Annotated in this window: 14 protein-coding genes; 4 read left to right on the forward strand and 10 right to left on the reverse strand. The window is 65.7% G+C overall.

Annotation, left to right across the window (positions count from 1 at the left end):
- Positions 1-2: 2 nt before the first annotated feature.
- The 4 genes from V3B48_RS00370 to V3B48_RS00385 are packed head-to-tail and all read right to left on the reverse strand — an operon-like array spanning position 3 to position 6,915.
- Positions 3-3,332, reverse strand: a complete 3,330-nt coding sequence (locus V3B48_RS00370; RefSeq protein WP_049422245.1) for a PAS-domain containing protein — start codon at positions 3,330-3,332, stop codon at positions 3-5.
- Positions 3,333-3,368: 36 nt separating this feature from the next.
- Positions 3,369-3,845, reverse strand: a complete 477-nt coding sequence (locus tag V3B48_RS00375; RefSeq protein ID WP_329892921.1) for a MaoC family dehydratase — start codon at positions 3,843-3,845, stop codon at positions 3,369-3,371.
- Positions 3,842-4,720 carry an alpha/beta hydrolase gene (locus V3B48_RS00380; protein WP_329892922.1) on the reverse strand — a complete coding sequence of 293 codons (879 nt, stop codon included), beginning with the start codon at positions 4,718-4,720 and terminating at the stop codon, positions 3,842-3,844. The genes V3B48_RS00375 and V3B48_RS00380 overlap by 4 nt, the downstream gene beginning before the upstream one ends.
- Before the next feature lie 32 nt (positions 4,721-4,752).
- Positions 4,753-6,915 carry a TonB-dependent receptor gene (locus tag V3B48_RS00385; RefSeq protein WP_329893035.1) on the reverse strand — a complete coding sequence of 721 codons (2,163 nt, stop codon included), beginning with the start codon at positions 6,913-6,915 and terminating at the stop codon, positions 4,753-4,755.
- A gap of 281 nt (positions 6,916-7,196) precedes the next feature.
- Here V3B48_RS00385 and V3B48_RS00390 point away from each other — a divergent pair, with 281 nt between their 5' ends.
- Positions 7,197-8,141, forward strand: a complete 945-nt coding sequence (locus V3B48_RS00390) for a PHB depolymerase family esterase (RefSeq protein ID WP_329893036.1) — start codon at positions 7,197-7,199, stop codon at positions 8,139-8,141.
- Between the two features lie 49 nt (positions 8,142-8,190).
- On the opposite strand, the gene V3B48_RS00395 is transcribed toward V3B48_RS00390, so the two are convergent.
- Together V3B48_RS00395 and V3B48_RS00400 are read right to left on the reverse strand one after the other, a co-directional pair.
- Complete coding sequence (locus V3B48_RS00395; protein WP_329892923.1) at positions 8,191-9,039, reverse strand: helix-turn-helix transcriptional regulator; 849 nt, start codon at positions 9,037-9,039, stop codon at positions 8,191-8,193.
- A gap of 306 nt (positions 9,040-9,345) precedes the next feature.
- The gene (locus V3B48_RS00400; protein WP_329893037.1) at positions 9,346-10,218 is read right to left on the reverse strand and encodes a hypothetical protein; all 873 of its coding nucleotides are present in this window, start codon (positions 10,216-10,218) and stop codon (positions 9,346-9,348) included.
- 259 nt (positions 10,219-10,477) lie between these two features.
- Here V3B48_RS00400 and V3B48_RS00405 point away from each other — a divergent pair, with 259 nt between their 5' ends.
- The 3 genes from V3B48_RS00405 to V3B48_RS00415 all read left to right on the forward strand — a co-directional run bounded on the left by V3B48_RS00405 (position 10,478) and on the right by V3B48_RS00415 (position 13,269).
- Complete coding sequence (locus V3B48_RS00405) at positions 10,478-10,639, forward strand: hypothetical protein (protein ID WP_162292259.1); 162 nt, start codon at positions 10,478-10,480, stop codon at positions 10,637-10,639.
- Positions 10,640-10,714: 75 nt separating this feature from the next.
- Positions 10,715-11,416, forward strand: a complete 702-nt coding sequence (locus V3B48_RS00410; RefSeq protein ID WP_329892924.1) for a lasso peptide biosynthesis B2 protein — start codon at positions 10,715-10,717, stop codon at positions 11,414-11,416.
- An 11-nt stretch (positions 11,417-11,427) separates the two neighbouring features.
- A complete protein-coding gene (locus tag V3B48_RS00415) occupies positions 11,428-13,269 on the forward strand; it encodes an asparagine synthase-related protein (protein WP_329892925.1) in 1,842 nt (613 codons plus the stop codon).
- On the opposite strand, the gene V3B48_RS00420 is transcribed toward V3B48_RS00415, so the two are convergent.
- The 4 genes from V3B48_RS00420 to V3B48_RS00435 are packed head-to-tail and all read right to left on the reverse strand — an operon-like array spanning position 13,266 to position 19,201.
- The gene (locus V3B48_RS00420; RefSeq protein WP_285302082.1) at positions 13,266-13,976 is read right to left on the reverse strand and encodes an ABC transporter ATP-binding protein; all 711 of its coding nucleotides are present in this window, start codon (positions 13,974-13,976) and stop codon (positions 13,266-13,268) included. The genes V3B48_RS00415 and V3B48_RS00420 overlap by 4 nt on opposite strands.
- Before the next feature lie 12 nt (positions 13,977-13,988).
- Positions 13,989-15,344 carry an ABC transporter permease subunit gene (locus tag V3B48_RS00425; RefSeq protein ID WP_329892926.1) on the reverse strand — a complete coding sequence of 452 codons (1,356 nt, stop codon included), beginning with the start codon at positions 15,342-15,344 and terminating at the stop codon, positions 13,989-13,991.
- Positions 15,341-16,783 carry a DUF3526 domain-containing protein gene (locus tag V3B48_RS00430; RefSeq protein ID WP_329892927.1) on the reverse strand — a complete coding sequence of 481 codons (1,443 nt, stop codon included), beginning with the start codon at positions 16,781-16,783 and terminating at the stop codon, positions 15,341-15,343. The genes V3B48_RS00425 and V3B48_RS00430 overlap by 4 nt, the downstream gene beginning before the upstream one ends.
- Before the next feature lie 27 nt (positions 16,784-16,810).
- Positions 16,811-19,201, reverse strand: a complete 2,391-nt coding sequence (locus tag V3B48_RS00435; RefSeq protein ID WP_329892928.1) for a TonB-dependent receptor — start codon at positions 19,199-19,201, stop codon at positions 16,811-16,813.
- Positions 19,202-19,264 lie beyond the last annotated feature (63 nt).

Consider the following 19,264-nt stretch of genomic DNA (forward strand, 5'->3'; position numbering starts at 1 on the left):
GGTCAGGGCGTGGTACTGGCCGCCAGCAGGTGGTTGATCGCCCAGCGCAGCGCCAACGGTTTGAACGGCTTGTTGAGCAGGGACAGCCCAACGCCGCGCACCGCCTCGCGCGTATCGCTGCCGGCATCCGCACTGAGGATCACCGTCGGACGCGGCCCATGCATGCCTACCAGCCGCTTCCACAGCGCAACACCGGTATCGCCATCATCCAGGTGATAGTCGAACAACCACAGCGCCGCCTCGTGCGCTGACGGTCCGATGTCATCGGCTTGGCCTGCCGCGATGACATCGCAACCCCAGGAAAGCAGCAGCTGCCGCATCGCCTCCAATGCGTCCGGGTCGTTGTCGACCACCAGCACGCGGACTCCCTTGAGCGCGCTGCTGCCGGCTGCCGGCGGCGAGCTGCGCGGGGTCGCAGGGGGTGCTGCGCGTTGCACGCTGATCGAGAAGGCCGAGCCGTGCTCGGGCACGCTGCGCAGGTGCAGGGGTGCGTGCAGCAGGTCGGCGATGCGGTGTGCGATGGTCAAGCCCAGGCCCAGTCCTTGGCCGTTGCTGCGATCGACCCGGTGGAATTCCTCAAACACCACCGCCTGCTGCTCCGGAGCAATGCCGGGGCCGGTGTCATGCACACCGATCAGCAGTGCCTGTCCCTGGCGGCGCACACCGAGCAACACACCGCCATGGCGGGTGTAACGAATGGCATTGGCCAGGAAGTTCTGCAGCACCCGGCGCAGCAGCAGGGGGTCGCTATGGACCCAGGCCTGGCTCCGCACATGGCGGAACTGCAGGCCGCGCGCCGCCGCCAGTACCGCGAACTCCTGCGCGAGCGGATCCAGGACGGTCGACAGCGCGAAGGGGCGCGGATCGGCGACCAGCCCGCCCGCCTCAAGACGGGAGATATCCAGCAGCCCGGACAGCAGGTCGTCGGTGGAGTCCAGCGCACCACGGATCTGGCGCAGGAAACTGTCGAGGAACTCCGATTCGATGTGCTGCGACATCGCATCGGTCAGCAGCTGCGCCGCATGCAGTGGCTGGATCAGGTCGTGGCCGACCGCCGTCAGGAAGCGTGTCTTGGCAACGTTCGCGCGCTCGGCTTCGTGCACTGCCTGTTCCAGCCGTGCGGTGCGGTCCTGCACGCGGCGCTCGAGGGTTTCGTTGCTGCGCTTGAGCGCTTCCTCGGCACGCCGGAAGGCGGTGACGTCGGTGAAGGTGGCTACGTAGCCACCGCCGGGCATTGGATTGCCACGGATCTCGACGATGGTGTTGTCGGGGAAGATCCGTTCGGACAGATGCGGCGTGCCACGCCGCATGTGTGCGGCGCGACGCTGCAGGGCCTTGTCGCGAGAGTCACCAGGGCCGTCGCCGATCTTCAGTTCGGCCAGCGCCCACGCTGTCAGATTGACCACCGGCTGCCCGACCTGCAGCAACTCGGGCGGAAACTTGAACAACGCGGCGTAGCGGCTGTTCCAGGCTACCAGCTGCAGCTGCGCGTCGACCACGCTGATGCCCTGGCTCATGTTTTCCAGCGCCGCTTCCAGCAGGCGCTGGTTGAAGCGCAGCGCCTGGGTGGCTTCGCCTACAGCACGGGTTACCGCATCCAAGGGCGCGGCACCGCCATCGCGAGCGGCCTCCACCAGCAGGCGCGCCATGCCCGCGCCGACCACGGCGCTCAGTTCGCGTTCGATGGTGATGACCCGGTCGTCGTCCAGCAGCTGCCCGGCATGCCCATCCATCAGTTGCCGGGCCCGCTCCTGGCCGAGGAAGCGTCCGGCCGTCCTGCGCAGCGAGGCTGCTGCCACCGCATCCCGTCGTCGCGGCAACGAGGGACGCACCGCGCGCGACACCAGCGCAACCGTCAGCAGGTTGACCGCCAGACTGGCGCCCATGCTGATGGCGATATGGCCCGACTGCAGGCGCAGCGAGACCACGGACAGCCAGTGCAGGTCATCGGGGCCCGAGGCTGGGGGCGTGGCAGGGATCACCATCGGCAGCAGCACCAGCCACAGCCAGGCCAACGACCCCAGCACGATGCCGGCGATGATGGCCGGAGAAGGCGTGCGCGGGCGATACACCGCCAGCAGGACCGCCGGCGCCAGCTGCGAGAGGGCGGTGAAGGACATCAGGCCGAAATCGCTGAGTGCCTCGGTGTCGCTCATCGCCCGGCTGTACAGCCACGACATCAGGAACACGGCGAGGATGCCGGCACGGCGGAAGGCCAGCACGCGTGGACGCAGGTCGGCCGCCGCGGCACCGCCGGCAATACCGTCCAGCAACCGTGAGCCGAAGCCATGGTTGCCGAGCATGATCGACAGGGTCAGCCCCGAAAGGATCATCATGCCGGTGGCGGCGCTCAGGCTGCCCAGATAGGCCAGCAAGGCCAGCAGGTGGTGGCCGCCGGCCTGCGGCAGCGCCAGCACGTACAGGTCAGGCGACACCGATGCGGGCAGCTGCGCGGCACCGGCCAGCGCCATCGGCACCGACGGCAGCCCGATCAGCAGCAGGTAGACCGGGAACAACCAGCGTGCCGTCCTCAGGTCCGAGGTCTGGCGCAGCTCGACCACGCCGACATGGAACTGGTGCGGCAGGGTGAACGCGGAGATCGCGCCCAGCGCGACCATGGTCAGATAGTCCGGCATGATGGCCGGTGGCGGCAGCTGCGCCATCTTTTCCAGCAGCGGCGTGCCCGCCTGGCGCACCGACAGCGCCGCATAGAGGCCAATGGCGAGCAGCGCCACCAGCTTCAATACCGACTCCAGCCCCAGTGCGACCACGATGCCACGATTGGGCTCGGTAGCCGATGCTTTGCGTGCACCGAACAGCAGGGTGAACGCGGCCATCGTCAGGGCGAACCAGAACGACATGTCCAGCTGCGCGGCAGCAGGCGCGAAACGATCGCCCAGCAAGGCGCCCAGGCCCTGACTGACGGCTTTCAGCTGCAGGGCGATGTAAGGAATGATGCCGAACAGTGCCACCAGGGTGATGGTGAAGCCGAGACCGCGATCGGCACGCAGTCGTGCGACGACCAGATCAGCGATGGTGGCACTGTTGTGCTGCTTGGCCAGCCGCCCCAGGCGGAGCAGGAACGGCAGGCCGAAGGCAAAGATCAACGCCATGCCGGCCAGGGTGGGTGGAATGGGGAAGCCCCATTGCAGTCCCTGCGAGGCCGCGCCGTAGTAGGTCCACGCGGTGCAGTGCACGGCCAGCGACAGCGCATAGATGAGCGGCCATGCCTTCGAAAGCCGGTGCCCCCGGCGCTCACCCCACAGCGCCACGCCAAACAGCAGTGCGGTCCATGCAATGCAGGCGAAGAGGACGATGGAGGGCGTCAACATCGCTCCAGTGTAGGGAGAGAACCGGGCAGGGGGGTGCTAGGGGACGACCACGATCAGTGACAGCTGCTCAGCGACCAGTGCCAGCTCGCCATCGACAACCCGCTCGACGGCCTTGCGCTGGGTCAGCAGCCACTGGCCGGGCTGGCGCGCCTCCAGTGACACCAGCTGCGAGCGTACCCGCACCCCGGACCCGCTGGGTACCGGCGCCAGGAAGCGGATCTTGTTGAGGCCGTAGTTGAGCACATGGGCGATGCCGGGGAAGCCGGTGAGGGCGGCCACATCGTCCTGCACGGTGAGCGAGAGCAGCAGGAAACCGTGCGCGATGGTCTGCCCGCCCGGCAGCTGCGTCTGCGCGCGGCCTGAATCGACGTGGATCCAGTTGTGGTCGCCGGTGGCGTCGGCAAAGGCATCGATGCGCGCCTGGTCCACGTGGGTCACGCCACTCACCCGCTCGCTGGCCGCCCACTGCTGCAACCCCTGCAGCGCGGGAGGCAGGTTGCTGTCTGCACTCACGCCACACGCTCCAGCAAGGTCAGGATCGCGTCACGTGCCTCTGGCTCGGACAGCATCGGAGCGTGTCCCACATCCGGCACTTCCACCAGGCGGGCACTTTCCGAGGTGGCCGCCATCTGCCGCGCGACATCGACCGGCAGGATGTCGGACAGCGCACCGCGCACCACCAGTACCGGCACCCGTGCGGTCAGCCCACGAACCGCACGCCACAGCACCGGCCGCAGCAACCACAGCAGCCAGGGACGTGTCGTTCGGATCACGGCCGGATCGTAATCCAGCTCCAGCAGCCCATCGCTGCGCGGGCGGAAGGTGCGCACCGCCATCTGCCGCCAGTCGTCGGTACTGAAGCGAGGGAACGCGGCCTTGCCGATGGATTCCACGTAAGCGGTGGCCTGCACCAGGTCCATCGGCGGCACCGGCTTGCCGGCGTACTTGCCGATCCGTGCCAGCGCCTCACGCGGCACCTTGGGGCCGGCATCGTTGAGCACCGCGCCCGCGATCCGCTCGGGCGCGCGCGAGGCGAGGGTGATGGTCACCAGCACGCCCAGCGAGGTGCCGACGAATACCGCCTTGGCGATGTTCTGCGAGCGCAGCAGCGCAACCATGTCATCCGCATAGGCACGCGGGTTGTAGCTGGACGGGTCATATGCGCGTTCCGACCCTGCGCGACCGCGCAGGTCGACCGCGATCACGCGCCAGCCCTCGGCGGTAAGCACATCGGCAAGCGCATCGAAATCAGCGCCATTGCGGGTCAGCCCGGGAATGCAGACCACCGTGCCACGCGCTGCCTGCCCCGCATCGGGTGCATGGTCGCGCGCGTGCAGGCGCAACCCATCATTGCTGTTCCAGTACAGGTCGTCGTAAGACTGCGTCATGCAGAAGCTTCCTGGAGATCGTAACGGATGCGCTAGAAATCGTAACGGACGCTGAGGCTATATTGGCGTGGCGGACCATAGAAGCCAATCAGCGTGCCGACCGCCGGGATGTTGTAGCCGGTGGTGCGGTATTCCTTGTCGGCCAGGTTGGTGCCCTGCAGCGAGAAGGTCCACGCATCATCCAGGCGCCAGATGACGCCGGCATTGACCAGCCCGTAGCCCTGCTGGCGGATCACCGGGCTCAGGTCGGTGGTCGGCCACACCTCGCTCTGGTAGCTGTAACTCACCCGTGCCGACAGGTTGCTGCCGTTGGCCAGCTCGGTGCGGTACTCCACGTTGAACGCGCCCGAGAACTCCGGCGCGTTGGTGAACTTCATCTGCCTGGCCACATTGACGCCACGATCCATGTACTCGTCGTACTTGGTGTCCAGCCAGGCCAGGTTGCCGGAGATCAGCCAGTGCTGGCTGGGCAGGTACTGGTACTCGACCTCCAGGCCCTTGACGGTACCCGCGCCGGCATTGGTGAAATCGCCGAAGAAGGAATCGTCGATGCCATCACCATTGGTATCCAGGCCGGTGAAGACCGATAGCTGGATGTCCTTGTACTTGTTGTAGAAGGCCGACAGATTGAGGAACAGGCGCTGGTCGAGGAAGGCCATCTTGCTGCCGACCTCGTAGCTGTCCACGGTCTCGTCATCGAACGGTTCGGCCGAGCGCGGCACGGCCACAGCGTTGGCGCGGATGTTGTAGCCACCGGACTTGAAGCCACGCGTGGCCAGGCCGTAGACCATGATGTCCGGAGTGATCTGGTAGTCCAGCGAGACCTTGGGCGAGACGTTCTTGAAGTTGGTCTTCTTGTCGAAGTCCGCGGTCACCGCTACCGGGCGGCTGAAGGCCGGGTCGGCGTACAGGCGGTTCAGCACGATCGCGCGCTTGTCCTCGTCGGTGTAACGGGCGCCTACATCCAGCTTGAGTTTGCTGGTCAGGTCGAAGGTCCAGTCCGCGTACAGCGCGATGCTGTCGGTCAACACCTTGCCCTGGTTGTCGGCGAACTGCGCACTGAAGTAGTTGTTCTGGATCTGGCCGCCCGCCTCGCCACTGAACTGGTACAGGCCGACCACACCGCGCACCCGGCCGCCGGCATCGTAGTTCAATTGCACTTCGTTGCTGACCTGGTCGTCGTGATAGGTGCCACCCACGTCGGCCAGCTTGACCGGCGCGGTATCGAAGTCGATGTTGGCCTCGCTGTCCGATTCACGCTTGGCGACCACGTACTTCAGTGCAATGTCGTCGTTCGGCCGCCAGTTCACCGTGGCCGAGGCACCCTTGCTCTCCACGTTGTTGAGGTTGCGCATGCCCGAGCGGATGTCATAGCGGCTGTCCATCGGCGGGTATGCGCGCAGGAACGGATTGGGCGCCAGCATCTTCGAACCGCGCATGCCGGACTGGTCATCGATCCAGTCCAGTGCGAACTGCACGTCGAAGTCATCGCCCGCGTACGCGCCGACGTTCAGTCGTGCGGCATTGATCTGCTTGTCGCTGACCGGCTGGCCGTTGAAGGTGTTCTCGCCAAACCCGTCGTGGTTCATGCTGGCCACCGCCACGCGGGCGCGCAGGCCACTGTCGGCGCCACCAATCGGGCCGCCGATGGCCGCCTTCGCATCCAGCTGGCTGTAGTTGCCCACGGTGATCTGGGCGAAGCCCTCGGTCTGGGTGGGCAGGCCGCGCGAGATGTACTTGATCGCGCCGCCGATGGTGTTCTTGCCGTAGAGCGTGCCCTGCGGGCCGCGCAGCACCTCGATGCGCGAGACATCGAACACATCCAGCAGCGCACCCTGCGGGCGCGCGATGTAGACGTCATCCAGGTAGATGCCTACGCCCGGATCGGCGCCCCAGGTGGGATCGGACTGGCCGATGCCGCGGATGTAGGCGGTGACCGTGCTGCTGGCGCCGCGCGCCGCGTAGATGGTCAGGTTGGGCACCTGCGCGTCCAGGTCGCTGATGTCCTGGACATTCATCTTGTCCAGCGCCTCGGAGGTAAAGGCGGTGACTGCGACCGGCACCTCCTGCAGGGTTTCCTCACGCTTGCGCGCGGTGACCTTGATGCTGTCCAGGTTGGTCGGCGAAGCGGATCTGCCTGCCGTCGGTGATTCCTGTGCCAGTACCGGCCCCGTGGCCAGCAGCGCGCCGATCATGAGACTCAAACAATTCCGTTTCATTCGGTCCTCCCCCAGGCATGAGCGTGCGGATGGCCCATTGCCACCCCTGCAGCCAAGGCTAGCGGTGTCATCGGCCAGCAGCGAGTGGACCTAGGTCCAGTCGGCAGCGGCCGGTGGATGCGGATACTGGGCGCGTCCCCAGCCGGAAGCGGTCCCCGGTACTCCTTCATCCACGACTCACGCACGAGGATCTGGCCAAGAAATCCGGAATCGATTCGATCAAGGCGGTACTGCTGGTGTTGTGCAGCTGGCTGGCGATGGCGGGCAGCGCGCTTGCCGCTGGCCCGGCCGGGCATTGGGATATCGGCCTGTACGGCAATCTGTTCGGCGCCCGCGAGTACCAGGTCTGGGTGCCGGCCGGCTATGACGACAGCCGGCCGCTGCCGCTGCTGCTGGTGCTGCATGGCTGTGTGACCGGGCCGAACCTGATGGGCGAGGCGTCAGGCTTCAATGATGTGGCCGACACTGAGGGGTTCATCGTGGTCTACCCCCGGCAGAACGTCACCTCCAACCCGGCCCGCTGCTGGAACTGGCAGCTGCCGATCAACCAGGCGCGCGACAGCGGCGAGGCCTCGATCCTGGCTGGCATCGTGGACAAGGTGAAGTCCGGTTACAGCGTCGATCCACATCGGGTCTACGTCACTGGCATTTCCGCGGGCGGTGCGATGACTTCGATCATGCTGGCCTGCTACTCGGATGTGTTCGCCGCCGGCGCCATCCATTCCGGCGGCATGTTCAAGGGTGCGACCACGATTTCCGGTAGCGCCTATGCGTTGCTGGCCGGCAGCATCTATTCGCCGGACAGCAATGGCCGGCTGGCCTGGCAGTGTTCGGGCTCGCCGTCACCGCGTCCGATCCCGGTGCTGGTGTTCCATGGCAGCGCCGATCTCACCGTCAATCCGGTGAACGGGCAGCAGGCCGTGCGCCAGTTCCTGCAGACCAATGACCTGGCCGACGATGGCCTGGACAACGATTCGGTGAAGTACCTGCCGACCAGCACCTACCAGGGGCAGGTGCCGGGTGGGCGCGCTTACACCGTGGACACCTATGCCTATGGTGGCAGGACGCTGGTGCAGCACTACGTGGTGCAGGGCATGGGGCATGCCTGGAGCGGCAGCCAGTCCGGCCTGCCGTTCACCGACCCGAAGGGACCGGATGCCACGCTGATCACGTGGTTGTTCCTGAAGGACTACCAGCGCTGAGGGGAAGGGCAATCCTTGCCGGTGCGGGAGCCACGCGCTCCCACATCGGTCAACGTGGCTCCTGCGGCCGCTGATCGTCGGCGTCCGATACTGGCTGCCGAGTGCCTCGTTCCGCGAGGAAGCGCTTGGGTGGTGCACCCACGGTCTTGCGGAACATGGTCACGAACGCTCCGGCACTGTCATAGCCCAGGTGGTCCGCAACGGCCTGTACTGTCCTGCCTTTGGCCAGCAGCGGCAGCGCGACCACCACATGCAGCTGCCTGCGCCAGCGCCTTACGCTTAAACCGGTTTCTCCAGAGAACAGGCGCGACATGTTGCGCTCGCTCATTCCAATCCGGCTCGCCCAGACTTCAAGCGTTGCCCGTTCGGCTGGCGTGTCCAGCATTGCGTTGGCCAGCCGGCGCAACCTTGCATCGGATGGCATGGGCAGATGGAGCCACTCCGGTGGCGCGGCGATCAGCTCATCCAGGAACACGGCCATCAGGCGGTCCTGCGCACTGCCGGGCTCGTAGTGCCCGGGAAGGGCGGACGCCCGCTCCAGCAGGGCCTGCATGAACGGGGTGATCGCCATTGCAGCGCAGTGCGTCGGCAGCCCCGGCACGACACCGGGTTCCACGAACACCACGAACCCATGCGGCCGCCCACTGCTGCTGGCCCGATGGGACAGGCCACCGGGAATCCAGATCGCGCCCTGCGGGGGAACCACCCACAGGCCGGCTGCGGTCTCCAGCATGATCAAGCCGCGCGTGGCAACCAGCAGCTGTGCCTTCCGGTGCGCATGGAAGGGCATCTGCCAGGCATCTGGAATGGGGTCCAGCCCAAGCACCATCACCGGAAGATCGACACGGTCCGGGTAGTCGGGCCCAATCTCGCTCAGCCCTGCAATCGAAATCTCCACGGCGGCGCCTAGGTCCGAGAGGGACGCCGCACAGCACGGTGGCGCTCACTGGTCATCGTGTGCCGACCCCGGTTGGCGCCGGTGCCAGACACAGATCAGTCCCATCAGGACATGGACGATCGGCGTGTCCTTTCCTGCGGGCTCGGTGGTCCGTGGCTGTTCAATCACGCTGACATCCTCTCTTGTTGAGGATGGGAAGCGTATGCGGCAAGCCCGCAGGCGTCATTCGACAGTTCCGCCAGGTGATTCACCAATCCGGCCATCTCTGTCGACGTGGCCCCAGGGAAGGGAGGGCTCGGCCCAGGATTACATCGCCGGAACCGTGATCCTCTGCAGGTCGAGCTTGGCCCTCAGAGCGTAGTGCTTGCGGGTGACCGGTACCACGCAGGTCAGGCGCGGGTCGACATAATCCTTGAACAGCGGCGGCCGCGGCGAAGACAGGTAGAACCCGCGATCCTGCTTGACCGCCGCCGGCAGCAGAACCTCGCTGAGGTCGCTGTCGGAGGCATCGGTGACGAGGCAGGGCGCATGGCGGAACCCGAGCCGGCGCAGCAGGTACAGGCGATGGGAGCCATTGGTCAGCACCATGCGCCTGCCGAACCGGGTGGCGCTGATCAGGTTGTCACTGAAACCCAGATAGATGACGACGGCGTGGCTGGCTGCGCCGAACGGCTCGTAGTCGGCGATGGCAGCCGGATCGAGGGTCGCCACATCGAGGAAGCGCAGGTCGCTCGAGGTGGACGCGAAGGTGTAGCTGCCATCGGACTGGGTGAAGCGCACTTCCGGATGTGCATGGCTGCCGCTGCGCGCGACAAGCTGCATGACCTCCTGCGCGCTGGGCGAGGCGGTCAGGGATGCCGCCAACTGGTCGATGTGACGCAGGTTGATGCACTCCTGGAAGATCACCAGTCGATCGATCTCGACCATCTGCCAACTGCGTGGCAGAACACTCGTCATCCGGTGCATCGAGGGTTGCCGCAGCGCCTGCTCAGCCAGCGGCAGCATCTCATCCGGTAACGCATGGACATTGATGGCGTCGGCCTCACCGGCTTCCTCCTGCTGCAGCCTCAGCACCTCGGCACGTGCCGTCCGCCATTCCTCCACCAGCGCAGCCTCGTCGAAGCGTCCCGGTGGGCAACGCTCCCGTACGAAACGGATGAACTTCGGCAAGGGAAACATCCCTTTCAGCAGAAGCGTGGGATCCAGGCCGTCGTCTCTGATCTCGCTGCTCATCCCTCTCGCCTCTCGTAGGTCATATCGACAACGGGCCACTGGCGTCATTCGTCACGCCAAAATAATATGTTATATCGTAACATTCAGGTGCCTTGGCGGCAATCGCCCTGCAATGTCGCGGCGATGGTGGCTTGGCTGCTCCGTATCCAATGCAACGCGATCCAACGCAATGCGCGGGTACATCCACTGACGATAGGAGATGTTCATGAACGAGCTGATTGAGCTGGGTGTAGTGGCAGGACAGCAGAACCCTGAGGATCAGGGCATGGGTGGCGAACTGATCGAGCTGGGCTCGGTGGTTTCGGAAACGAAGGCGCACAACCACGGCACGTTGTGGGATGGCGTGTTCCCGACCACGTCGCCCTGATCTACCGCGCAATGCCGCATCTGCGGTGCATGCCCTGCATGCACCGCTTCTCCGGTTCCGGCGCAGGAGCGCATGATGGAGCAGGCTGCCGCCCCGTATTTCCTGTCAAAGCACGCCCACGTCTGTGTCACCGGCGATGCGATGGTGATTCTGGACCAGGCCACGGGAAAGTATCTTTCCCTTGAAAAACGCGGCGCCGCAGGCCTTGGCAAGCTCGTTCTCGATTGGCCCCTGCAGTCCGATGACGCAAGCACGCCAAGGCTTCTGCAGGCCTTGATCGACCGCCGCCTGATCACCGCGGATCCGCAGCAGGGGAAATCCGCTGCCAGCCCTGCCATTGCGCTGCCTCGGTACTGGGCGCGCGAAGGCGCGCCGCGAGGCCGTCCGCCCATCATGGCGCGCGACCTGCGTCGATTCATCGCCTCGTGCGCGTATGCCGCCTGCAGCAGAACGTTCCTTCCTTTCAGTTCCACGGTGTCGGCCGTGCGCCGTCGGGCGGATCGCGGCCACAGCCGGCCGGTAAGCGCTGAAGAACTGGCCCTGCGGGTGCGGGTGTTCGACTGGCTTCGGCCCCTGGCCTTCAGGAAAACCGATGAGTGCTTTCTCTACTGCCTGGCGATGCGCGGATTCCTGTCGAACTACGGCATCGTTCCGGCCTGGGTGTTCGCCGTCAGAACCCAGCCGTTCGCCGCGCATTGCTGGCTGCAGCACGGCGATCAGGTGTTGACCGACATTCCCTTCAACCTGCGCCGGATGGTTCCCATCCTGGTGCTGTAACGAAACCTGCCATGTACCGATACATCGCCGTGCTCTGGAACACCCACTCGGAATCCGCGACGGCGCAGGCGGAACGCATCGTGGAAAGGATCGGCGCCAGGCTGCCCGGCATCGCCTGCGTGTTGAACGACAATGGCGCGGCGATCCATGTGCAGAGCGACAACCACGGCTATTTCGAATGCAATCGCTCGAACTCGCTGGTGGTACTGGGCAAGCTGTTTCACAAAACGTTCGGCGAAGGCAAAGTGCCTTGCTGCGTGAACCTGGATCCCGCCACAGCGGACGCCGCCTGCAGCAGCCAGGGCCGCAGCATCGTAGAACACTACTGGGGCCGCTACGTGGCGTTCGGCTTCCAGCAGGAAACGTCGAGCTGGTTCGTCCTGCGCGATCCCACTGCGGAGATCCCGTGCTATATGACCACGGTGGGCCAGTTGACGCTGGTCTTCTCCAACATGGAAGACTGCCTGATGCTGGGTCTGCGCGAATTCAGTGTTGACTGGTCCTTCCTGTCGTACTCGCTGCTGTACCCGTTTCGTGATGGCCTGCAGACCGGCTTCCAGGAGGTCACTGCGGTCGAAGCGGGTGAAGCGGTTTCAATCCGCGATGGAGAGCCGGTGGGCCGGCACTGCCAGTGGGACGTGGTGCGGCTGGCCCGCGACGCGCCGATCGAAGATCTTCAGCAAGCCGTGTCGCTGGCGCGTTCCACGCTGCTGGGCTGCATCGGTGCACTGGCCAGCCCGCACCGGCGCATCCAGCTGCAGCTGTCAGGCGGGCTGGATTCCTCGATCATCCTGGCCGGCCTGTTGCAGGCGCCGTCGGCACCGGAGGTGACGTGTGTCCACCACTACGATGAGGGCATCGGTGCCGACGAACGGCTGTTCGCGCGGATGGCAGTGCAAGGGGCCAGTGATTCCTCGGGCAGGCGTTGCGAATACATCGAGTATCGAAGGCAACCTCACTGCGCGCTGGAAGAGATCATGACCTTCCCGCGTACAGCCCGGCCGGCGCATTGTTCCGGCTATCTTCTCCATCGCCGTGACGTGGCCTTCGACGGTGACACCGTGCAGTTCACCGGTGTTGGCGGTGATGCGGTGTTCCTGCGTTTCAAGGGCAATGCCGCTGCGATCGACTACGCCTGGCGGCGCGGCATCGACCGGGATTTCTTCCGCGTCGCATTCGAAACCGCGCAGTCCGGCGATTCACTGTACGGGGTGCTGAAGGATGCGATGGTCCATGGTCTGCTCAAGCGGCCAGGCCGCATCAATGGCCGTTGGGGCAAACCCTGCCCATGGGTGCGGGTGGACCGCGCCGAACAGGATGGCATGCAGCCGGCCTGGTTGCGGCACGCGCAGGCGCAGGGGCATCGCGTATCACCCTACAAGCTGGCCCATATTGGCCGCATGGTGTTTCCGACCAGCGTCCTTGATCCCTTCGAAGGTGCAGGCCACTGGCATGGCGTATCGCCGATCAGTGCGCAGCCGCTTGTCGAACTGTTCGCGCGCATTCCGCTGCACCTGCTCATCGCGGACGCGGAAGACCGCACCATCGCGCGGCGTGCAATGAAAGGCCTGTTGCCGGAGGTGCTGCTGTCGCGGAAGGTGAAATCCTATCTGGATGATCACTCCGTGGCGGTCACCCAGGGGCACCAGCAGTTCATCAGGAATCTGCTGGTTGACGGTATGCTGGCCAGGCGCGGCTATCTCGACAGCGCGCTGGCCGATGCCGGCATCCAGCAGGTCGGCCCGGACCACTCTTCGCAGGTGCTCGGCATCTTCGGCCCGCAGATCAACATCGAAGCGTGGCTGCGGCGCTGGTCCGGCCAGCGTGGCGCGCAGGCGGCCGCCGTGGCCTAGGCGCTGCGGCTCATTTCTTCCAGGTACAGGCTCTCAAGATCGTTCGCGGTGATCGTGCTGGCATCAAGCGTCCTGCGCAGGCGGCCGGCCCGCATCAGGCCGATCGTGGTCGCCACTTCCCGGGCGCGGAACAGATCGTGGGTGGCCATCAGGATCGCCGTGCCGCGATCGCGTTCCCGCACGATCAACTCATGGAATTCGGCTGACGCCGTTGGGTCCAGGCCCGAGGTGGGTTCATCCAGCAACAGGGCGCTGGCTTCCTTGACGATGGCCAGTGCGATGCCGACCTTCTGCCGCATGCCCTTGGAATAGAGACCCACGCGTCGCCCGAATGCGTCGCTCGCCAGGCCGGCGGACCTGAGTGCGTCCTTCAACCGCGCTGGCGAGCGTTCCTCGACACCGGCCAGGCGGGCGAAGTAGTCCAGATTCTCGTAGCCGGTCAGCTCGTCGTACAGCGCGACGGTCTCGGGGATGTACAGCAGCCGCCGGCGTACCTCCTGCGGCTGCTGGTGCGCACTGAGACCGTCCACTTCGGCCGCACCGGAGGTGGGTTTCAGAAAGCCAAGGAACAGCTTGATGGTGGTCGACTTGCCGGCGCCGTTGGCGCCCAGCAGGCAGAAGATCTCGCCGGGCTTCACCTCGAAGCTGACGTCATCCAGCGCCCGATGTGCACCGTGTTCCATGACCAGGCTTTTTGCAGACAGCATGTGGACGTCTCCTCAGGGCGTTGCCAGCCGGCTGCGCAATGCACCGGCTGCAAGCAGGACAAGCAGGGTGGCAATGATCAGTGCGGCGAGATCGGCGAGGACACCACGTTGGGCGACGCCGGCTGTTTCGTGGAACTGGAAGCGGGGCAGGGTGTCGTACTCTTCGAAGGTCTGCGGCGCGTCACGATCCAGATAGGCCTTGTGCAACAGCCGCCGCGCCTGCCAGAAGGAGTGGACCTGCCCCTGGAAGTCGAGCGCGCGGTCGGCATCCGAGCCTGCGATGCGGTCGAGCGTGTCCTGTGTCGCGACGGCCGGCAGCAGCAGCCGCACCTTGTCCAGAACCTGGCGATGTGCGGCCTCGGCCTGCGCATGCGAGGCGATCAGGCGTTCCAGTTCCCGGTCAGCTGCAACCCGATCGGCGTAGGCCTGGCGCACAGTGTCGGAGATGACGGGGGACGGCGAATTCACTGGCGCCGACGTCGCATGCTCGCGCCGCTGGCGCGTGGCGATGTCGGACTGCATCGCCTTTACTTCGGTGGCGAACTGCATCTGTGACGGCGGCGGCGCGATCAGATTCACCGTGGCCAGCGCCAGCGACGGCGCCATGACCACGATCAGCAGCCACAGCGCGCCGGCGGCGATGGCCGCCTCGGTGGTGCGCCGGGTAAGGCAGCCGATCAGCAGTGCAAGGGCCAGCCAGAACGCGCCGTACAGGAGGACGGTCAGGGCCAGCATGGCCAGGCCCGCAGGACTGCGCGCGCCGGCCCCGATCGTCACCGCCAGGAGGATGGCCAGTGCGGGCAGCAGCACCATCAGGCCACGGGCCAGCACCTTGACCATCAGCAGGCGCGTTGCCGACACCGGCTGTGACAGCACCAGCGCCGCGATGCCGCGCTCGCGCTCACGGGACCACAGATCGTGGGTGGCCACGAGAATGACCAACGGCAGCAGGAAGACGATGACGAAGGCGAGGTCGGACCGTCCCGCAGCCCGTGCCGCTGGATTGCCGATGTCGGCCCAAACGTGCTTGAGCAGCTGGGTCGGATCGCCCAGCGCGACCACATCGGCGGTGTAGGGGTAGGCGTCTGCCTGGCCGATCGACAGCGGTGCCATGGCGGCAGGCGCAAGCACCGGCTGGGCGCGGGGCAGCACCGAGGGCGCCTTGCCGACGAATGCCCGGCTGCGTTCCTTCGTCTGTTGTTCTTCCTGCTTGATCAGGGCGATGGCCGCCTCCCGCTGGTCCACCCATGCGCGGCCGTTCCACGCGGCGTAGGCACCCAGCCCGAGCAGCAGGACAAGCAGCACCGGCAGCGCTCGATCGCGCAGCAATCGGCGGATCTCATAGCGGGCAATCGATACAACGTTCATGGCGATCTCCCCAGCTTCCGAGCGGAGATGAGCACCACCACGCAACCCAGCATCAGCCAGACCAGCAGAATGACGAGATTTCCGCGCTGCGCGGTAGCGGTACCGGCCAGGGTCTGTTGCGGTGGCCGGTAGTGCACTGAACGGGTGATGCCGGCGATGTCGGCCACGTGCTTCCCGCCTTGTGGTGCCTTGTGCAGTTTCACTTCCTGGTTGAGTGCCTGGATCAACCGATAGCGGTAGTCCTCCACGCCGCGCAGGAACGCCAGATGCGCCGGGAAATCCGTGCCGGCGAAGGCGCGCGACCAGGACTGCAGCGCCAGCGTTGGCGAGGCAAGACCAAACAGGCGCTGGGTGGCGTCCTGCTGCTGGTAGGTGGCATGCAGGCGATCGAAATGGCGGTTGTAGACGCGCGTCGAGTTGGCCTCGGCAAACTCCAGCGCCACACCGCGGAAGTTCAGCGGCAGGTCGTCAACGCTGTCGACCCGGTAGCGCGCCATCAACGCCGTGCGCAGGGCATCAAGGCGTTTGTCGGCCGGGTCATGGCCATCCGCGCCGTTCTCCGCTTCTTCGGTCACGCCGGTCCTGAACGCCGGTGCCGAAGGGGTCGGGTACAGGGATTCGGCAACCGCAGGCGCCACCCTCGGCAGCAGCAGTGTGGACACCACCCAGAAGCCGAGCAGCGCGACCAGTGACGTCCGTGCCGAGCCGGCAAGTGCCGACACCCCCACGGTAAGTGCACAGAACACCAGCAGATAGAGCAGGTAGGCGGCCGCCAGTGCGAGCAGGGCGGCAAGATCCGTGGCGTCGCCGTACTGGATGGACAGCCCCGGAAGACTGATCAGCAGCATGGCCATCACCAGCAGCAGCGAGGCGGCCGCCAGGGCAATCAAGCGTCCACAGATCAGCACGCCGGCCGAGGCGCCGGTGCCGAGTTCCTGGCGCAGCGTCTCGCGGGCCACATCGCCGGACAGTGTGGCGAACCCGGCCAGGATGATCAGCAGCGGCGCCACCACCTGCAGCGCCCACGCCGCAGAGAAACCCTCGAAACGGCTGAGTGCGGTGCCACCATCCACGGCACGGTGCCGGGCCGGGTTCTGCGCGTGGCCCTCGATGAACACCGAGGTTCCGAGGTAGTCCGTCAGCCCCGGGTCCAGTGCAGCCAGTGGCCGCACAGGGGCAGCAATGGCACGCCCCACATGTGCGGCGCTATGCGGGTCGATTGTGCCCTGGCTGTCCCAGAGCCGCGCCTCTTCCTCGCTCATTGCCTGGCGCTCCTGCGCCTGCAGGGTCAGGCGTGCAGCACCACTGAGCACCGATGCTCCCGCAATCAGCAACAGGGCAAGGGCGAGCCACAGCACGCGCCGCTCGCGCCACATCAACGTGAGCTGGGTTGCCGCAACAGCAAACGCCTGCTGGATGGCCATGACGGACCGGGACAAGGCAGGGGCTTCGGCGCGCATGGCGGCTTACCAGCGGTGGGTCAGCGACATGGACAGGAAGCGGCCCAGCGCTGTCGCATTGGTGGGGTCGTAGCCGGTGTTGATGCTGTTGACGATGAACGGCGGATCCCGGTCGAACAGGTTCTGCACGTTGAACGCAAGCGATGTGCCACGCTGCGGGTCCGCCGATGCACCGAAGTGGTAGGCGAGGTTCAGATCTACGGTCGTCCAGGAGCTGACGTGGGGCCGGGCGACATTGGCGGGGTCGCGATAACTGTCCACGTAGTTCACGAAGATCCCCGCCGCGGCCTGCTGCCGGCTGAGCGTGATGCCGCCGCGCATCTTGAGGTCCACCGGGTAGTACACCGAATTCACCGCATCCACCTCGGGCGACGTACTGGTCACGCGCCGCTTCGACTCGATGATGTACTGCCCGGCCAGGTTCAGCCCGATGTGGGTCTGGCCGGCATCGAAGCCATAGGATCCGCTGAAGTCGACACCACGCTGCCGGGTGAAGGCGTTGTTGCGGAAGCGGTTGTCGAGGATCACCTGGCTGTTGGTTTCGTCCATGCCTGGCGGCAACGCATACGGCCCCACGCGCGAGACGAACAGGCCCAGCCCCGATACGCCCAGCTGGCGTGCCTGCTGGATCTGCTGCTGCGTGGGATTGGTGGTCAGGATGTCTGCGTAAGGTGCGGTGGACTGCAGGAACAGCGACGGGAAGCTGCCGCCGAAGCCGCTGCCGATACGGTCGGCGTATTCGATGTGGTAGTAGTTCGCATCGATCTTGAGCCCCGGCAGCGACGGCGGCGCGAACGAGAAACCGCCGGTCCAGGTCTTGGCCCGTTCGGGGCCCAGATCGGGATTGCCATTGGAGAGCATCATCAGGATGGTGTTGCCATTGGCTGCACTCGGGTTGGGCACGTTCGCCACCACCACGGTGTTGTTCAACTGCATGTCCTGGTACACCGGCGCCCGGTAGGAGCGGCCGTAGCTGGTGCGGAACGAAAGCCCCTGGGTCGCCTCCCACAGCAGGCCGAACTTGGGGTTCAGCGTGGAACCGAAATCGCTGTAATCGTCATAGCGCGCTGCCGCAGTGAAGGACAGGCTGCGCACGCCCGGCATGTCCTTCAGCAGCGGGATGTTGAGCTCGCCGAAGACGGACCTGATCGTTCGATGCAGATCGAGTGGCTTTTCCAGGCCGCGGTGATCGATCAGTTCATAGCCATCGCGGCGGTAGCCCGCGCCGAATGCCGCGCGAACCCCACCGGCGGGCAGGCTGAACAGCTCACCGTCGGCGACCAGGTCCAGGTAACGCGATTCGGAGTTGGTATTGGTGGGCGGCGCGGTACTGGCCGAGCTGCCGGTGATGGTGGTGCGCTGATAGGACACATCGCTCCTGCCGAACCCCGAATCCAGGCGCGCCTGCCACTGACGCGGAAGGTCCAGTGTCAGGCCGGCGAACAGGTCGAACTGGCGCGTGTGCGGGAACAACCGGGTTTCGTCGGCCGTGCCGGAAATGGTGGTGTCCATCTCGCGCTTGGCGAACGAGCCGGTCACGTTCAGGGTCAGCACATCGCTGAGCTGCTGCACGCCGTCCACGTACAGGCTGTGGCGCTTCGAACCGGGGTAGAGGTCGTACGGCTTGACCCGCACGTTCTTCGAGAAATCCTTGTCCACCGCCGGCAGGTTGCTCTGCTTCAGGAACTCGTAGCTGGCCAGCACATGGCCACCATCCCACGACCAGCCTGCCGACTGCGAGGCCTGGTATTCCTCCATGCCGCCGGTGGTCACTGCGCCGTAACGCACAGCGGTCTCATACCCGGTGAAGTCGCGGCGCAGGATGATGTTGACTACACCGCCGACCGCATCGGTGCCATAGATGGCCGAGGCACCATCGGTGAGGATCTCCACGCGTTCCACCGCACTCAGCGGTATCAGCGAGACATCCACGTACTGGTAGCGGTTCGACGAGGTCACGCGGTGGCCGTTGATCAGGGTCAACGTGGTGCCGGTTCCCAGGCCGCGCAGGTTGATGGCGGTGCCCTGGCCGAAGTTGTTGCCGGTATCGCGGTCGACGCCAAGGTTGGCGACGTTGGCACCATTGGCGCCACCGCCGAAGTTCTGCGGCAGTTTCTCGAACAGCTGCTGCACGGTGGCCACGCCGGTGCGGTCGATGGCCTCCTTGTCGATCACGATCACCGGCGAGGCGCCTCCGCCAATGGCATCGCGGATGTTGCTGCCGACCACCAGCACCTTGTCCAGGGTGGCGGTCGGCGCCTCGGGCGCTGCGCCTGCGGCCCGCGAGCGCCGGGCATCGCCGGGGTTCTGGGCGATCGCAGGCACGCTGGCCAACAGTGCAGCGGCAATGCTGAGGGCCATGAGCGCGCGTGGCATGGCAGCGGATACGTTCGTCATTCCCCGGTCCATCGATCCCATCCGAAAGTGGCCTGCGACGTGGCTACGTCGCTCCTGAATAGA

The organism is Stenotrophomonas sp. SMYL20 (assembly GCF_036320045.1).
Taxonomy (GTDB): domain Bacteria; phylum Pseudomonadota; class Gammaproteobacteria; order Xanthomonadales; family Xanthomonadaceae; genus Stenotrophomonas; species Stenotrophomonas maltophilia_A.